Here is a 16,945-nt window from a genome sequence, read left to right as displayed (position 1 = left end):
CTTTCCTTTCCACAGGATTTTCTTTATGTACTGATGAGCAGAAACAAAAACAAACGCTCCTTAAGTATATAGGGAGGCAGGTAAAATCAAGACCTTTTTCCTGCACCCGACAATGAAAACCCAATCGGATCCATTCGGCTGCCTCCAGCCGCGACCCAAAAGGCCGACCCCATGAAAACCGTCACCCGTGAACTGATCGATATCTTCGCCCGGACAGATGACCGCAAAGAGATGGAAGTGCTTTTCCGGGAAATCTTTACCCCCAGTGAAATCGACACCCTGACCTTGCGCTGGCAACTGCTCAAGGATCTATACGCAGGCAAGACCCAGCGCAGGATTGCCGCTGAACACAAGATCAGCCTGTGTAAAATCACCCGCGGCTCCAAGCTCCTGAAAGCCAGAGGCAGCTACCTAAAAAAGGTGCTCGATGACATGTACGAAACGAAAAAGAGGGCGTAACGATACGATGGGGCTGCAGTCCGGTGATGATCATTTCTTCACATCCTTTTCCGCACCTGACATGTGCCTGGCCTTATTTGCACGGATGCACCGATTCGGCATGGCATAGCGATAAATCAAATTGAGGAGACATACCATGGGAATGACAACGGATGAACTCTACTTTAAACCCCGTCTTCAGGTCGTCAACGACGCCCAGATTGCCCAGATTCATATGGCCACGCTGGATGTGCTGGAGCGCACGGGCATCAAGATCACGCACCCGAAAGCCCTGGAAATCCTGGCCGGCGGCGGCGCCAGGGTCAACGGCGACCGGGTCAAGATTCCGGGGTGGCTGGTGGAAGATGCCATCCGCAAAGCCCCTTCCCGCATCGTTCTGGCCAAGCGCACCGGTGAACGCACCATCTTCCTGGAGCGGGACAAGAGCTATTTCGGCCCCAGCCTGGACTGTGTGGACTACCTGGATCCCAAAACCCATCAGCGCACCCGTTTTGTCAGCGACAACGTCAAAGCCACGGCGGCCCTGTGCGATGCCCTGCCCAACTTTCAGTGGTGCATGACCATCGGCATGGCCGACGACGTGCCTGCCGACATCGCCGACCGGGTCATCGCCCGCAAGGTGTTTGAAAACTGCAAGAAACCCCTCGTGTTCTGCTGCAAGGACACCAACAGCGTCAAGGACACTTATGACATGGCCCTGCTGCTGTGCGGCGGCAAGGAGAAGTTCGACGAGGCACCCACCATCGTGCACTACTCTGAGCCCATTTCACCCCTGGTCTATTTCGACCCGGCCATCGACAAGATCATGTACTGTGCCGAGAAACGCATCCCACTGATCAATTTTCCGGCACCCCAGTGCTGCGGCAGTTCCCCGGCCACCTTCGCCGGTGCCCTGGTTCAGGCCAGTGCCGAATCCCTCAGCGGTCTGGTGGTCCACCAGCTGGTGGCTCCAGGCGCGCCCTTTATCTACGGGGCTTTCACCACCATCATGGACATGCGTTCCACGGTCTTCTCCTACGGTGCCGTGGAGATGAGCCTGATGACCGCGGCCATGGCTCAGATGGCCCAGAATTACAAGCTGCCCTTCTTCGGCACCGCCGGCGCCACGGACGCCAAATTCTGTGACGCCCAGGCCGGCGCCGAGGCTGCACTCCAGATTCTTTCCGCCGCCACGGCCGGCTCGGGACTTGTGCACGACTGCAGCAGCTGGATGGACCACGGATCCTTGGCCTCACCGGAATTCATGGTGCTGGTCCACGACATCGTCGATTCGGTAAACCATTACATGCAGGGCATCCCCGTGACCGAGGAGACCCTGGCGCTGGGCGTGATCCACCGCGTGGGTCCGGGCGGACATTATCTCCAGGATCCCCATACCCTCAAGAATTTTAAAAAGATAAAATACTCCGAGATCTTCGAGCGCATGGTCTATGACCAGTGGCGCAGCGCCGGTGCCAGGACATTCGAGCAGCGGCTTCAGGAAGTAACCTTGAAAAAGATGGCCCATCGGCCGGAACCGCTGCCGGAAGAAACCCTTAAAACCCTGGACGACATGCAGCAGGGCTGGCACTGACAACCAGGCAGGAATAAAATGCCGTCATCCCAATCCGCTCAACGTCTCACAACAGTTTCCGGTGTCCTTGCCGTGCTGCTTGCGGCCGCCTGCTGGGGCGCATCGGGAATCTTCGTCAAGCTCATCATGGCCGCTGGCCCGGTCTCGTCCCTCTGCCTGGCGTTCTGGCGGGATACCGCCGCTTTTGCCGTCTTTTTCACCCTGGCCGTGAGTGTTGACCGCGACCGGATTGTGATCCGCCGGGCGGATGGGTTGCGGTTGCTGGGAATGGGCATCAGTCTGGGATTTTTCCACGTGGTCCTCAATTTGGGCTACCGCCTCAACGGGGCGGCCATCACCACCATTCAGCAGGCCGCCATGCCGGCCATCGTTCTGGTAGCGGCCCGGATCGTCTGGAAAGAGCCGCTCACCGAATTAAAGCTCTTCTGCCTGGCCATCATCGCCGTGGGAACGGTTCTGGTCTCCGGGCTTCTCAAGGCCGACGCCCCGGATGTCACCGCCGGGGGCATTCTGGTCGGTTTTTTGGTGCCTTGCCTGTATGCCGGTTGGAGCCTTTTCGGCAAGGCCCTGCGCACGGGTTACAGCGCCCTGGTCACCTTGTCCTGGGCCTTCGGAATCGCGGCCCTGATTCTGCTGCCGTTCCAGCTGCTTACCGGCGACCGTTTCATTCCCCGGCTGCCATCCATCGGGTGGGTATGGTTCGCCGGGTTGACTGGCATCTCCACGGCTGGCGGTTTTTTCGCCTTCACCTTCGCACTGGGGCGTTTGCCCGCCGGCATGGCCACCATTCTGGTGATGTCCGAAATTGCATTTGCCGTGGTCTACGCCCGCCTCTTTCTGGCTGAAATCCTCACGCCGCTGGAGATTGCCGGCACCATCGTGATTGTGGCCGGTGTGATCATACTGCTGATCCCCGGGACGACGGCGGCACAGATCCGGTCGGGTTGGCGCCAATAATACACCCACCGCGGCCCTTTTCCTTCAGCCCAACGGGAACGCCTTGCATAATCGATCGATCTATTATGCCATCGTATCTATTGATTTGACCGATGATCTATGGGTCCCTATTATATGCCCTTATGGATGGATCCGTCAGCGTGACCCTATGGCCCGCTGAACGCATTCGTTCACAAATACAAGATCTTAAAACGATAACTGGCTGCGGTGGACGACTACCGCCCCAGATAAAACTTTAGTCAAAACTGGAGGAGACCATGAACCACACTCTGCCCGAACTTCCCTATGCATATGACGCCCTGGAACCTTATTTGGATTCCCGAACCATGGAAATTCATCATACAAAACACCATCAGACCTATGTGGACAAGCTGAATGCCGCCCTCAAGGAGCATGCAGCGTTCCACGCCAAACGTGCCGACGAACTCTTAAAAGACCTGCACGCGATCCCCGAGAGTATCCGAACGGCTGTGCGCAATCACGGTGGGGGGCATGTCAACCACTCGTTCTGGTGGCCACTGTTGAAAAAGGAGGTTGCTTTTGGCGGGCCCATCGCCGATGCCGTCGCAAAACGATTCGGCAGCCGTGAGAAATTCAAAGAGACCTTTTCAAATACCGCCGCCCTGCTTTTCGGCAGCGGGTGGACCTGGCTGGTGCTGGACCGGGGCAGCCTGGAGATCGTGGCGACGCCCAACCAGGATAACCCGATCAGCCAGGGAAAAACACCGCTCATGGGCATTGATGTCTGGGAGCATGCCTACTACCTGAAATACCAGAACCGCCGGCCGGATTATGTCGCCGCCTTTTTCAATGTGGTCAACTGGGACCGGGTAAACGACATCTATACCGCAGCAAGGTAACCCTCGGCTGCGAAATTTTCCCTCGATGGAAGCGCCAACAATGACGCCCTTGGTTCTGGGCGGCGGCCTGCTGGCCCGTGGTGTGGTGTGCGAATTGCGTGAGGACGCGGATGACCTTTTTTTTCTTTTCTTTTCGAAAGGGTGTTGGATGGTGGCCGCCTCTTGTAAATAAGTGAATACTTCGTATACTAATGGTTCCCAGACATCGATGGCTGCCGTCAACTTAACCGGAAGGAAGGTCAATATGGTCGAACTGAAAGCCCTCAAACCCGAAGCGGTTCCAGCCGCGCTCGAAATGGCCGAACGCTATCGTCTGCTCAATGAGCCGGACGGGGCGGAGAGCATCTGCCTGGATATCCTGGCGGTCGCCCCCGACAATCAGGAGGCCCTGATCCTCCTTCTGCTGGCATTGACCGACAAGTTTTCCGAAAGCGGGCTCAACCCATCGTTTGAACAGGCCCGGGATCTGGTGACCCGGCTGGACAGCGCCTACTGCAAATCCTACTATAGCGGGATTGTGTTCGAGCGCCGGGCCAAATTTCATTTCAATCAGGGTGGGCCCGGTTCAGGCGCCGTGGCTTATGACTGGTTCGTCAAAGCCATAAAATCCTACGGTGAAGCGCTGTCCGGTTGCGACCCCGACAACCAGGATGCCGTCCTGCGCTGGAACGCCTGCGCCCGGTTCATCAACAGCCACCCCGAAGCCAAAGGGGATGGCGATGCCGATCATCCCGAAATGCTGCTGGACGCTTTCGATACGCCCCACTGAGACGTCGCATTCAGTTGTCGGCCTTTTTCTCATTGTGTTTCTCGATCATTCGTTTGGTCTGGTTGATCCGCTTGGTGATCAAAATGGAGCGCGGGCATGCTTGCGTGCATTTGAAATGGTTCTGGCAGGACCACACGCCGTCGGGTTGATCCAGCACGGGCAAACGCGCCTCGAATCCACGATCACGCGTGTCGGCGATAAAGCGGTAGGCCTGGGAGATAGCCGCCGGTCCGAGGAAATTGGTATTGTCGCCCAATACCGGACAGGCCGAGTAGCACGACGCGCACAGGATGCAGTTGGTGGTGTCATCGAATTGCATGCGTTCATCCTGGGACTGAATGCGTTCTTTTTCAGCCACCGGTTCGTCATTGATCAAAAATGGCTTGACCGCCCGGTATTTCTTGAAAAACTCGGCCTGATCGACAATCAGATCACGCTGAACCGGCAGGTACCTGAGTGGTTCCAGCACGACGGTATCGCCGTCCTTTTGGGCCACCTCCTTGACTAGGGTCTTGCAGGCCAGGCCATCCTTGCCGTTTATGCGCATGGCATCCGACCCGCAGACGCCGTGGGCGCAGCTCTTGCGAAAGCCCAGACTGCCGTCCTGAAAGCGTTTGACCAGCATCAGTGCATCCAGCAGCCGCTGGTTGGGACCCACCTTCACCTTGAATTCCTGAAAGTAGGGGGCGTCGTCGACGTCGGGGTTGTAACGCTGGATGTTGAGGATGATATTCATGATCGGCTCCTTGGAATCAATACGTACGCGGTTTGGGTTCCCAGATGGATGTGTCCACCGCTTTATGGTCAAGCCTGACCGTATCCCCTTCTAAATAGGCCAGGGAGTGCTTGAGCCAGTTGTCGTCGTCTCTTTGCGAGAAGTCCTCCCGGCTGTGGGCCCCGCGGCTCTCCCGGCGGTCGAGAGCCGCCGCTGCCGTCAGCAGCGATAGATCCAGCAGGTTGCCCAGCTCGATGATTTCCAGCAGGTCGGTGTTGAACGGCTTGGCAGTATCCTGCACACGCACGGAGCGATAGCGCTGCCGCAGGGCCTGAATGTGATCCACGGCCGCCTGCATCTCTTTCTCATTGCGATAGATTCCCACTTTTTCCATCATGGTGGTCTGCATCTCATCGGTGATGTGCCCGCCGTGGGGACCGGATGAACCGTCGGTCAGGCGTTCGATAAAGGCACGCGCCTCGTCGGCGGCGGCTGCATCCGGCTGGGGCATATCGGCCTGCTTCACGTAATCGCCGATGTGCTGTCCCGCCCGCCGGCCGAACACCACCAGGTCTAAAAGGCTGTTGGTCCCCAGACGATTGGCCCCGTGCACGGAAACGCATGCACATTCCCCGGCCGCGTATAGGCCGTCGACGATGGTTCCGGCAGCGTCCATGATCACCCGCCCGTGCACGTCCGTGGGGATGCCGCCCATGGCATAGTGCGCCGTGGGCAGCACCGGTATGGGCGTTTCGGCCGGATCGATACCCAGGTAGGTGTTGCAGAAGCCGGTAATGTCGGGCAGTTTGCTGGACAGGACCGCTTTGCCCAGGTGCGTGGCGTCCAGATGGACGTAATCGTCAATCTGACGGTCCCCACGAATTCCCTGGCCGGCGCGGATCTCAGTCAGAATGGATCGGGCGACAATGTCCCGGGGGGCCAGGTCCAGCAGTGTGGGCGAGTAGCGCTGCATGAAGCGCTCCCCGTCGCGGTTGCGCAGGATGCCGCCCTCGCCGCGCACCGCCTCGGAAATAAGGATGCCCAGCCCCATGATGCCGGTGGGATGAAACTGGAAGAACTCCATGTCTTCTAGTGGAATCCCGCGCCGGGCGCATACCGCCGGACCGTCGCCGGTATTGGCGTAGGCGTTGGAGGTGATCTTGAAAATGCGCCCAAAACCGCCGGTGGCGAACAGGACAGCCTTGGCGGCGAAGACATGCAGCTCGCCGGTGGCCAGTTCCACGGCCACGACGCCCTGGGAGGTGCTCCCGTCCAGGAGCAGATCCACGACCTGAAACTCGTCGAAAAAGGCGACCTCATTTTTGATGCACTGCTGATAGAGGGTCTGCAGGATCATGTGACCCGTGCGATCGGCAGCATAGCAGGCCCGACGAACGGGCCCCTGGCCAAAATTGCGCGTATGCCCGCCGAAGCGGCGCTGGTCGATGCGTCCCTCGGGTGTACGGTTGAATGGCAGGCCGCGGTTTTCCAAATCGTAGACTGCCTGGACAGCCTCTTCGGTAAGAATTTTGGCCGCCTGCTGATCGACGAGGTAGTCACCACCCTTGACCGTGTCGAAGGCGTGCCATTCGGGTTTGTCCTCTTCCACATTACCCAATGCGGCGCTGATGCCGCCCTGGGCGGCACCGGTATGGCTGCGGATGGGATAAAGCTTGGAGAGAACCGCTGTTTTGGACTGCTGACTGGCCTCCAGTGCGGCGTAGAGTCCGGCACCGCCGGAGCCGACAATCACCGTGTCGAATTGATGGATCACGAGCACCTCCTTTTGGTTTATCTCGGTTTCAACCCGAATACCGGGCACCTCAATTTCTTAGGGGGTTCCCGATCTACTGAATTTTTGGTAGCGGCCCACAAGCATGACGCCTCAACCGCGACCAGCACCAGGTTAACCGCCTATAATCTCATTTAATCCGTCAATAATGAGCGTTAATTCCTCCTCAGGTGCTTTTGCTATTTTCTTGCCGATCCGCTGCGTTGAAAACGTTCGAATCTGACTGAGCTTCACCCAAGATTTTTTGGGCAGATCGGTATCCACAAGTTCCAGGGTCAGCGGATAGCCAGCCCTTTGTGGTTGACTGGTGATTGCCACAGCAATGACAGTACCGGATCTCTCATTGAACACATTGTGGCTTAAAATAAGAACAGGGCGCAAGCTGCCCTGTTCGCTGCCAATTTCTGGGTTCAAATATGCCCAGTGGATGTCACCCCTCAGTATTGTGGCCATTCTTCCAACTCCGGCAGGAAGCCTTTCTCCGCCAAGGATTGTTCGAATTCTGGATTCAGTTTGGCGCACTCCTGGGCCAGACGGCTTTTCTCAATGCGCATGAGTTTTTCGTTGACAGCCTGCTGGATAGCCTTGCTCCGGTTTGGAAAAAATTTCGATTTAACAAGAATATCTAAACGTTTAAGTGTCTTGTCATCCATTGTAATTGCGATTTTTGATGCTGCCATTTAACCACCCCCGGTATGCAGTATGACAATATATCATACCATGGCGGCTTGCAAGCTAAATTTGCCTGACTTACCATTGGGTTGGGGAAACAGCAGGCATCAATGGCTTACATGGGCGCATCGAATGGTTGGGCATAACCGGTCAGCTCCACATAACCGAGGCCGTCGATCGCCTTTTCGTTGCGGGTGCCTTTGGCTTGAACACTGCCTTCCCAATATACCAAATTGGTGCTTTTCGGGGTGCGCATCTCCTGGTCGTCCAGGTTGGCCCTGAGGATCAATTCCAAGTCCAGCGGGACCACGGCCACCCGCCACTTTACCGGGTAGCGTGCGCCGCTGTGGGGACTGGTCCAATGCGACAGCGGCTGAATGCGCAGGTCAGTGGGCCGCAGGGTCTGCGTGCGTCCTGAAGGCGCAACGAATGTGCCGCCGGAGGCCGGATTCAGGGTTCCATCCCCATGACGCAGCAAAAAGATCATAAGCTCGGTCCGGTCACTCAACTGAAGGCCGAACCAATCCCAACCGGCGATTCCCGGCTGCAGTGGCGCCGTGCTGAATTCGTGGTCCATCCAGGCCGATCCCTGCACCTCATGGTGGTTTCCGTCCACCGTCAGGGTGCCTGCGGCCTTCAGGCGGGTAAAGGAGTAGTAGCAGCTGGCCCGCTCGGACGACTCTCCTTTGCGGCTGTAGCCGCCATCTCCGTGCATGACCACAGGCTTGTCCGAGGTCAGGTCGAGGGCCAGAGCAAATGCATCGGCGCTGGCCTGCAGGCGGTGACCCTGGGGCGCAATAACCGCCTGCCAGCCATGGAGGTGGATGGTTACCATGCCGCCCACCTGGCCCACCCCGGCCATGGAGAGCACCGGGCGGGCCATGCGTTCGGCCTGCAGATGGCGGCCGCCGCCGATGTCGCTGATTGCGGCATGAGCCAGGTAGATCTGGTCGGTGCGCCAGGCCGAGGCCGGATCCGGCCACTGTTTGCGTTCATCGGGCGGTCGCAGCCCGCTGCGGAAGAAGGTCAACTGAAAGCCGAAGCGGCGGTTGTCGCCATCGGTCACATTACCCGTGTAATACCACCATTCGGTGCGGTAATCCGTGTGGGGGCCATGATCGGCGGGAAAGGAGAACCGGCAGGGACCGGTGACCTGCTTGAATCCGTCGTCCGCCGCGGTCGCCCCAAAGGCGGTAAACGCAATCAGGAACACGGTCCGGATGAGAAGGCCATCGTGCCTGCAGGGTCCCATTTTGTTAATTCCTTTCCAATCAAAATTATTGGCGCGTTCCTCCGCGAAGCAGCATGGCCGGTGACACGCTCAGGGCCAAGTTGACCGCCGGCAGGGCGGCCAGCAGGGCTGCAGCGAAAATCAACGGCACGGCCATCAGTAGAGACGGCCAGTCGACCTGGTAGACAAAGGTCCATCCGAACGATTGCCGGTTGACGACGAAAATCAGCAGGGTCGACAGAATGAACCCGCAGGCCAGCCCGGCCGCCTGGCCAACCATCACGATCAGTCCCGCTTCCCAGAAAATCATCTGCCGCAGCTGGGCGGCGCTGCCGCCCACGGCGCGGATGGTGTTGAGCTGTCGGCGGCGCTGAAGTACCAGCACGGCCAGGGTCGTGGCGATCCCCAGGGCAGCCACCACCAGGGCAATCAGCAGCAGGACGGTGGTGATGGCAAATGTTTCGTCGAATATGCGCAGGACTGCCTGGCGCAGGCTTTGGCCCTCAATCATCTCTATCGTCTCCCCACAGCAGTTCAAAAGCGAGGTGCGCACCCGGTCGACGGCACCCGCCAGACCGGGGCCGCGCTCGGAAAAATTGATCTGCACGCCGCTCCAGGTTGGATCGTCGAAGCGCCGTTGGTAGTGGGTCAGCGAATAATACACCGCGCCGCCCCGGGTGCGATAGTCGCGAAAGACGCCCAGGATCGGCGCGTCGAGCAGATGACTTCCAATCTGCACCCGATAGCGGTCGCCGGTTCTCAGACCGGTGCTGTTGGCGAATACCTCGGATACCGCAACGCCCTTGCCGGCGATCAAATCGGCTTCGGTCCGCCGGGTGTCGCCGCCCATCCAGATAAATCGACTGCGCCGTGCATAGGCGCCGTAATCCATGGCCTCGAATAGGTGTTGGTGTCCGTTGACCTGCAGTTCCAGGCGATGCGTGGGCACCAGCTCCACGGGAACCGGCAGTGCCTGTACCGCTGCAACGACCCGGGGCGGCAACGGGTCCCGGAAACGATTCAGTTCGGCCAGTCTGGGTCGGACGTAGATGTCGCCGGCGATGCTTTGCTGCACCCACAGGGCCACGGTGCTGCGGAAGCTGTGGATCATGACCACCAGGGCCGTGAAAAGGGCCACCGCCGTGATCAACGCGCCCACGGATATCGCCGTCTGGACACCGCTCTGTTTGAGATAGCCGGCGGCTAGGAAGGCCGGTTGGCCGCCCAGACGCAGCAGCCGCGGCGGCAGCAGCCGACCGAATTGCTGCAGCATCAGGGGGGCCAAGAGCGCGAAGCCGACAAACAGCAGCAACGCCGCCAGGTATCCGGGCAGGGAGATCGACGGTGGACTGGGAAGTCGGGCGATGGGATAGACCAGCACCAGCAGGCCGACGCCTCCCAAGGCCATGCGTCGTATCAGCTGTGGCCGGATATTGGCGGTGGGGGCGATGTCCAGCGCTTCGCGCGGGGGTACGCGCATGGCCTCACGAGCCGGCTGCAGGGCAGCCAGAATCGCCACGGTCAGGGTGACACCAAGGGAGAGCAATATTTCCCAGGGGTCCAAGGTCAGCCCATCCACCTGCACACGAACGAAAAGCACGGACACGGTCCGGCTGACACCGGCCAGCAGGGTTTTGACCAGCAGGCTGCTGATCGGCAGGGCCAACAGCCATCCGCACAGGCCGATAAAAGCCCCCTCGCCCACGAACAGGAAAAAGAGCAGCCGCCCCGACGCACCGGTGGCCCGCATGACCGCCAGCTCGCGTCGACGGGCGGCAGCATTGAGCGCTACCAGGCTGTATACCAGAAACATGCCCACGAACAGGGATACGAAGCTCAAGAAGGTGAGACTGAGCTGGTAGCCCCGGATCATCCCCTGCCCGCTTTCACTGGGTGCCGAGGGCGACTGCATGACGGCGCCGGCGGGCAGCAGCGGTTGCAGAATGGTCGATGCGTCCCCCGCAGCGTCAGGCTTCAACCGTATATCGATGCGGTCCGCCAGGCCGAACTGGCCGGTGAATTCCTGGAAGGTGGCAATGTCGCACAGGGCGATGCGGCCGCCCTCAACCAGGGCCAGCCCTTGGGTATCCAACTGGGCCAGCACCTTGAAATCCAGGGTCTGCCGGGAGTGAACCAGCTTGATCGATTGACCCTCCCGCCAGCCAAACTGCTCGCCCAATTGTTGCCCGATCAGCAAGCTAAAGGGCTGGGTCATCATCGACGCCCAGTCGGCCTCCCCGCCTCCGCCTGGGGCTCGAACCGTCCAGCTGCGCAGGTCGCGGTCCAGGACGGGATCCAAACCCATCAACAGAAAAGGGGTTTCATGGTCGATCGGCCGGACATAGGCGGACAATACCGGCGACGCCGACTGAACGTCCGGGTGCCGCATCAGCGCAGCAACGAGCATGTCGGGTACCCGGCCGCCGGGGCGCAACAGAGTCAGGTCGCTGCTGCCGGCGATCAGGTCCATGCTGCGCGAATAGGAATCGATGGTGGCCTGTACGGCCAGGCGGACGCTGGTGAAGACCGCCGCACCCAGGGCAATTCCCAGCAGCACCGCCAGGGTCCGGCCCAGGTGGCTGCGCTGGTGGCGCAGAATAAACCAGCCAAACAGACGCAGGTCATTTGGCATCGCCGCCAGGGTATTCTTCATGTAGCCACACGGCCGTCTTGCAGCCTGAGCACCATGGTGGCGTATGCGTCAGCCAGGTCGCTGTGGGTGGCAATCACAACGGTCCGTTCGAACCGGCGGTTCAGGTCTGCCAGCAGGGCCATGACCGTGCGGGCATTGCGTGAATCCAGGTTGCCCGTAGGCTCGTCGGCCAGAACAATGGCCGGATCATTGATCAGCGCCCGAGCGATGGCGGTGCGCTGCATTTCTCCACCGGAGAGCTGACTCGGCTGGTGGCCGAGGCGGTCTCCCAGGCCAAGCCATTCGAGCAGTTCCCTGGCCTTGGCGCGTACCGTATGGTAGCCACGACCGGCCAGGAGACCAGGCAGACAGACGTTTTCCAGTACGGTCAACGTAGGCAGCAGGTTGAAAGCCTGAAAGACCATACCGACGGTGTGGCGTCGAAAGTCGGTCAGTTCGGCTTCACTGCCCTGATTCAGGTTGCGGCCGGCCACGGTCAGCTCTCCGGTGGTAAGCCGGTCCAGCCCGGCCAGCAGCGACAACAGCGTACTTTTTCCCGAACCGCTGTCGCCTTTGAGCACCACGAACTGACCGCGGGTAACGGAGAGATTGATCCCGTCGATAGCGCTCACCTGCACCGAACCGACCGTGTAAATACGGGTCAGATGTCGGGCGCGGATCGACAGGCGCCCTGCATCAGGTGGTGCTATCGCTGCCGGCGGCGCGCTCATGGCCACTGAACGCCTCATTTAAATAGGCATGACTGGCCCTTGTTCCTTGACAGGCATGCCCAGGTCACATAGATTGTCATAAAAAGCTTGACAGTACATTGCCGAACGTTCGTCATCGGCTGCGGCTGTTTTCGCCCGGGATGACGGATGGGAAGGACGACGATTATGGATGAAGCAACATTTTTGAATGTGCTCAAGATGACGGTTGAAAACCACGGCTGCACGATCGTAGATTTTGATCTTGAAAATCATATTGTCAACTTGGATGGGCCTGATGAAGCCGTGAACGCGTGCGCTCTGGCCATTGCCAAGCTTGTCGACGAATAAAACGGACCAGCCGGCGTTGGACGGGTGGGGTGTACGCCTCTATACCCGCAACGGTGAGGCAGGCATCAAAGGGTGCCGCAAGTACGACCTTGCCCCCTTTACGCTTCGAAAAGAATCCGGTGGTCCACCAGATTCATCCGTTTGAGCCTTCCCTTGACGCTGATCTGGTCACCGAAAATCCCCACCAGACGAAAGGTGCCGTCCGGTTCAGGCTGCACCAGGTCGACCGATTCCATCAGCAGGATTTCTTCGCCTTCTCTGACCATATATGCATTGGCTTCACACATGTTGGCGTACCTCCTTAATATTCAGGAATTCCATCATCTCCAGGAAAAAAACCCGCGAATGCGTCAGTGGGTTTAGAAGGGCCAAAAACCCCTATCGTTCCATATGCGTTCCCTTAACTCCGCGTCGATGCCGGCGAGGAACTCAAGGTGCTCCTTTTCCCAGTCGGCCAGCCACTGGTAGAGTTTTTTCTCTTGCGGATCCTGGGTCTCGCCCCCCCGCTGGGCATACAGGGAGATGGCGCGTTCTTCCATGAGCATGGCCGCTGAGATGGCAGCGGCTTCGAAATCTGCGGCGGCAATGCGCGCCATGACCTCAGGCGTCAACACATTTTGCGAGATGGTGCTCAATTGTGACCGATCCGCTGTTTTGAATTTTCCGGTTTCCTTGAGTGCTTTGAACTGGTCGGAAAGGATCTTGACATGCTGGACCTCTTCGGCAGCCATGGTTTCGAAGAACTCCCTCACATCGCTGTTCTGCGATTGATTCGCCGCCGTCTGATAAAACGATTGTCCCCGCTTTTCCAGTAGGATTGCATTTTTGAGAATATCCAGCGCACTGTTGTCCGTCATCGGATCCTCCTTATGGGGTCAAATGCAGAAACCAGCCACCGCTTGATGGCCATGATAATTAATTTTCCGATATTTTTAGGTATTTTAAAATCACCTTGACACATTTTCGGAGACACGTGTAAACTCCCATGGCAGCCGAAACCGCCTGCTGCCGGATCAGGCAGCCGCGACCAGGGAGATCGGAACCGTATCTCTCCTAACCGAATGTGCATCGAACATAAGTAATGCCATGCCGAAAAGCAAGCGACTGAGCGCCAATATGGAAGATTATCTCGAGACCATATACCATATTGTCTCCGATAAGAAAGCCGCACGGGCAAAGGACATTGCCGTCCGCATGGGGGTCAACAGCGCGTCCGTCACCGGCGCCTTGCGTCTGCTGGCGGAAAAGGGCCATATCAACTATGCACCCTACGATGTGATCACCTTGACCCCAGCCGGTGAAACCCTGGCCCGCGACATCGTACGCCGCCATGAAATCCTGAAAGACTTTTTTACCAAGGTGCTGGATGTCGATGAGCAGGAGGCGGAAGACAACGCCTGCAAGATGGAGCATGCCGTTTCACCGGTCATCATCGACCGGCTGGTGCGCTTCGTGGAGTTCGTTCAGATCTGCCCCCGGGGGGGGGAGGAGTGGATCGGTGGCTTCCGCCAGTTCTGCGAGCGGGATGATGCCCTGTCCGGGTGCGAAAACGCCATCTCCAGATGCCTGGATGATCTGAAAAAGCGTCAAAAACAGTTCCAGGAGGCCCGGCGGGAAACAATCACCCTGGAAAGCCTCGAGTCCGGGCAGGTGGCCCGGCTGGTCCGCGTCAAAGGCAAGGGCAGCATTGTGGACAAGCTGAAAAAACTCGACATCACACCGGGCAGCATTATCGAACTGGAGGATGTGGAGACATCCGGCGACAGGATCAACATCAAGGTGCGCGGCTACCACCTCTCCTTCCGCAAGGATGACTTCTCCAAAATCGAACTGGAAGTGATCCCGCCGACATAGCCGTCATCAAGGTGCCTCGGACCGCAGCCGCGGTCACTGGGGCTCGGAAACCCGATCCGCTTTCATTTTGTTCGCCCGCTCGCACAAACATACCCGATCTGAAAAAATGGCCCTTTGCCTTGCCGGCGGAAGTGCACATGTGCCGGCTGCCGGATGGCGGCCTGTGCGTGCGCGTTTTTCCTGACGCAAAATTTTTCCCGAACCGCTACCACTCGCTGTGCAGCTGCCGCTCAACATCCGGCCAGCGTGCCCTGAGATTGGAAATGGCATCCTGAGCAATGTCGAGGTGGATGTTCATGTGGTGCTTGTAAATCTCCTCGTGCATCTTTTTATCCTTGATACCCCGGCGCTGCAAAGGCATGTCGGACACCAGCATGATTGAACCGATGGGCACCTCATAACGGTAGGCCACGGAGAAAAGCGTTGCCAGTTCCATCTCGATGGCCAGAATCCGCTGGCAGCGCAGGTGCTCCACGAAATTATCATCGAATTCCCACAAGCGACGATCCGTGGTGTAAACGATGCCGCAGCGGGGGGTGATCTTGCGGGCCTTGACGGCACCGATGCACAACAGGTTCACGGACATGGCCGGCAGGGCCGGAAATTCAACGGGCAGGTAATGGCGGCTGGTTCCCTCCCCCCGGATGGCGGCCGTAGGCACCACGAAGTCGCCCACTTCCAGGATGTCGTCAATGCCGCCGCACATCCCCAGCATGATCACCGACTTCAAGTTGTCCAGGTACGCCAGACCGTTGATCACCAGGGCCGCCTGCGGTGAACCGATGCCAAAATCGATCATGGTGCAGTCCAGATCAGGTGCATTGACGATCCGAAAATTGCCTTCAAGGATTTCACAACCGGTCTGTTCGGCAAACGCCTTGATGTACTGGCGGAAATTGGTGATCAGCACGTGGCTGCAAAAATTTTCCAGCTTGCAGTTGGTGTAGCGCTCCAGCGTCTGCCGGATGTATTCGTGTTCCTTGAGTCCCATCGCTGCCTACCCCGTCAATCGGTTGAATAAGAACAGTGCTGTCCAGAATCCCTGGCCCAATAAATCCAATCATCAATTTTTGACCACGCCACCGGCCTGCATCGGCCTTAGACGGTTCGGCCGAACGCCTGCTGCGCCAAGTCCCGGTCGCGGGGGCGGTAGGTGCCGTCCGCCTTTTCTTTACGCATCACCTGCTGGAACAGATTGGACATTTTCATGCTTTGGGACTCGGTCCGGTAAAAGGCGTCCCAGGCAAAGGTCAACAGCTCCTGGAGCCTGTCGGCGCGCATGTGCTTGGGCTGGAACACGACCTTGTCGGCCGTGTATTCGTTCCAGTCAACGGAGAGGATCCGGTTCTTCCGTTTCAAGTCGTCGTAAGCCTTTGTGTGGGGAAAGGGCGTAAGTACAGTGAACTCGGCCAGGTCAAGGTCAATCTCCAGAAGAAAATCGATCAGCCGCAGAATACTGTCTTCGGTGTGGTTGTCCAGCCCCAACAAAATGGTCCCCTCCACACCGATGCCATGGTCATGGTAGCGCTTGATCCGCTCGCGAATATAATCCGAGGTGTCGAACACTGCCTGATAGACATACCAGGCACCTGCCTGGGCGGCCAGGTCCAGTACGCTGGGATCGTCCTCGATGGGATGGCAGCACCACTTCTTTTTCAAAGGGATCATTTCCCGGAACAGATCCATCTCCCAGCGGGTGTCTTGAGCCAGCGAGTTGTCCACGATAAACATGCGGTTGTTGTCGATGGCCGCCATCTCGGCGACCGCCTTGTCGATGGGGCGGGGCCGGAACTGCCGCCCACCCAGATAGGCCACGCAGCACGGGTAGCAGTTGTACCGGCACCCCCGGGAGGCGTGCACCAGGTCAACCATCTGGATGCCCCGGTAATTGTACAGCTCCCTTTTCAAGATATCCCGCCGGGCTGTCCCCACCAGCTCAACCGGGGGCGGGTCGGCCAGGTAGTTGTAGGTTTTTTTCAACCTGCCGGCCTTCAGGTCGGCAATCACCTGCGGCATGCGTCCTTCGGCCTCGCCCAGGAAGACCGCATCGGCGTGGGCCTGCGTCTCTTCGGCGTGGAGCATGGTGGCGATACCGCCGAATATCACCGGAACGCCTTGGGCCCGGTACAGATCGGCTATCTCCCATCCGCGTTTGACCTGGGCGGTAAGCATCATGGAGATGCCCACCACGTCAACGGATGCATCGAGGTCAAGGGATTCAAGGTTTTCATCGACGAATTCCACATCCACATCAGGCGGCAACGTGGCGGCAAAGACCACCGGGCCGTGCGGCGGCAGGTGAAACTCGGTCTGGCGCATCAGTTTTGGCCAGCGGGGATAGATCAGTTTGAATTTCATCGACAATCCCTTTGA

The 16,945-nt window shown here is 58.6% G+C and carries 18 protein-coding genes; 7 read left to right on the top strand and 11 right to left on the bottom strand.

What is annotated here, in order from left to right; genetic code table 11:
• The first annotated feature begins 171 nt into the window (after positions 1–171).
• From R6V78_RS04705 to R6V78_RS04685, 5 genes are all read left to right on the top strand, one after another.
• On the top strand, positions 172–459 hold the full coding sequence (locus R6V78_RS04705; protein WP_410288178.1) for a Trp family transcriptional regulator: 288 nt from the start codon (positions 172–174) through the stop codon (positions 457–459).
• Between the two features lie 136 nt (positions 460–595).
• On the top strand, positions 596–2,032 hold the full coding sequence (locus R6V78_RS04700) for a trimethylamine methyltransferase family protein (protein WP_410288177.1): 1,437 nt from the start codon (positions 596–598) through the stop codon (positions 2,030–2,032).
• Between the two features lie 18 nt (positions 2,033–2,050).
• A complete protein-coding gene (locus tag R6V78_RS04695) occupies positions 2,051–2,989 on the top strand; it encodes a DMT family transporter (RefSeq protein ID WP_410288176.1) in 939 nt (312 codons plus the stop codon).
• 257 nt (positions 2,990–3,246) lie between these two features.
• Positions 3,247–3,849, top strand: a complete 603-nt coding sequence (locus R6V78_RS04690; protein ID WP_410288175.1) for a superoxide dismutase — start codon at positions 3,247–3,249, stop codon at positions 3,847–3,849.
• Between the two features lie 244 nt (positions 3,850–4,093).
• Positions 4,094–4,618: a hypothetical protein gene (locus R6V78_RS04685; RefSeq protein WP_410288174.1), complete on the top strand. Its 525-nt coding sequence runs from the start codon at positions 4,094–4,096 to the stop codon at positions 4,616–4,618.
• A gap of 10 nt (positions 4,619–4,628) precedes the next feature.
• Here R6V78_RS04685 and R6V78_RS04680 read toward each other — a convergent pair whose 3' ends face one another.
• The 7 genes from R6V78_RS04680 to R6V78_RS04650 form a co-directional block, all read right to left on the bottom strand.
• Positions 4,629–5,354: a succinate dehydrogenase iron-sulfur subunit gene (locus R6V78_RS04680; RefSeq protein WP_410288173.1), complete on the bottom strand. Its 726-nt coding sequence runs from the start codon at positions 5,352–5,354 to the stop codon at positions 4,629–4,631.
• Positions 5,355–5,370: 16 nt separating this feature from the next.
• Positions 5,371–7,107, bottom strand: a complete 1,737-nt coding sequence (sdhA, locus tag R6V78_RS04675; protein WP_410288172.1) for a succinate dehydrogenase flavoprotein subunit — start codon at positions 7,105–7,107, stop codon at positions 5,371–5,373.
• Positions 7,108–7,239: 132 nt separating this feature from the next.
• Positions 7,240–7,578 (bottom strand): type II toxin-antitoxin system PemK/MazF family toxin, encoded by a 339-nt coding sequence (locus tag R6V78_RS04670; RefSeq protein WP_410288171.1) that lies wholly within the window; start codon positions 7,576–7,578, stop codon positions 7,240–7,242.
• Entirely contained in the window at positions 7,563–7,805 is a 243-nt protein-coding gene (locus R6V78_RS04665; protein ID WP_410288170.1) for a CopG family ribbon-helix-helix protein, read from the bottom strand. Before R6V78_RS04665 ends, R6V78_RS04670 begins: the two co-directional genes overlap by 16 nt.
• Positions 7,806–7,912: 107 nt before the next feature.
• Positions 7,913–9,049, bottom strand: a complete 1,137-nt coding sequence (locus R6V78_RS04660; protein WP_410288169.1) for a lipocalin-like domain-containing protein — start codon at positions 9,047–9,049, stop codon at positions 7,913–7,915.
• 25 nt (positions 9,050–9,074) lie between these two features.
• The gene (locus R6V78_RS04655) at positions 9,075–11,681 is read right to left on the bottom strand and encodes an FtsX-like permease family protein (protein ID WP_410288168.1); all 2,607 of its coding nucleotides are present in this window, start codon (positions 11,679–11,681) and stop codon (positions 9,075–9,077) included.
• Positions 11,678–12,391, bottom strand: a complete 714-nt coding sequence (locus tag R6V78_RS04650) for an ABC transporter ATP-binding protein (RefSeq protein WP_410288167.1) — start codon at positions 12,389–12,391, stop codon at positions 11,678–11,680. Before R6V78_RS04650 ends, R6V78_RS04655 begins: the two co-directional genes overlap by 4 nt.
• Positions 12,392–12,556: 165 nt before the next feature.
• Between R6V78_RS04650 and R6V78_RS04645 the strand changes: the two genes are divergently transcribed.
• Positions 12,557–12,718: a hypothetical protein gene (locus tag R6V78_RS04645; RefSeq protein WP_372678071.1), complete on the top strand. Its 162-nt coding sequence runs from the start codon at positions 12,557–12,559 to the stop codon at positions 12,716–12,718.
• A gap of 98 nt (positions 12,719–12,816) precedes the next feature.
• Here R6V78_RS04645 and R6V78_RS04640 read toward each other — a convergent pair whose 3' ends face one another.
• Positions 12,817–13,005: a CooT family nickel-binding protein gene (locus R6V78_RS04640; protein WP_410288166.1), complete on the bottom strand. Its 189-nt coding sequence runs from the start codon at positions 13,003–13,005 to the stop codon at positions 12,817–12,819.
• Positions 13,006–13,077: 72 nt separating this feature from the next.
• Positions 13,078–13,575, bottom strand: a complete 498-nt coding sequence (locus tag R6V78_RS04635) for a ferritin family protein (RefSeq protein WP_410288165.1) — start codon at positions 13,573–13,575, stop codon at positions 13,078–13,080.
• Between the two features lie 229 nt (positions 13,576–13,804).
• On the opposite strand from R6V78_RS04635, the gene R6V78_RS04630 reads away from it, so the two are divergent.
• Positions 13,805–14,572 carry a DtxR family transcriptional regulator gene (locus R6V78_RS04630; protein ID WP_410288164.1) on the top strand — a complete coding sequence of 256 codons (768 nt, stop codon included), beginning with the start codon at positions 13,805–13,807 and terminating at the stop codon, positions 14,570–14,572.
• 205 nt (positions 14,573–14,777) lie between these two features.
• On the opposite strand, the gene R6V78_RS04625 is transcribed toward R6V78_RS04630, so the two are convergent.
• Both R6V78_RS04625 and R6V78_RS04620 read right to left on the bottom strand, forming a co-directional pair.
• Positions 14,778–15,563 (bottom strand): AMP nucleosidase, encoded by a 786-nt coding sequence (locus R6V78_RS04625; RefSeq protein WP_410288163.1) that lies wholly within the window; start codon positions 15,561–15,563, stop codon positions 14,778–14,780.
• 107 nt (positions 15,564–15,670) lie between these two features.
• Positions 15,671–16,930: a B12-binding domain-containing radical SAM protein gene (locus tag R6V78_RS04620; protein WP_410288162.1), complete on the bottom strand. Its 1,260-nt coding sequence runs from the start codon at positions 16,928–16,930 to the stop codon at positions 15,671–15,673.
• Positions 16,931–16,945 lie beyond the last annotated feature (15 nt).

This window comes from Desulfosarcina sp. (assembly GCF_046496365.1).
In the GTDB taxonomy this organism is placed as follows: Bacteria; Desulfobacterota; Desulfobacteria; order Desulfobacterales; family Desulfosarcinaceae; genus Desulfosarcina.
Note: the sequence above shows the minus strand (reverse complement) of the source record. Positions and strands in the feature narration are given on the sequence as shown.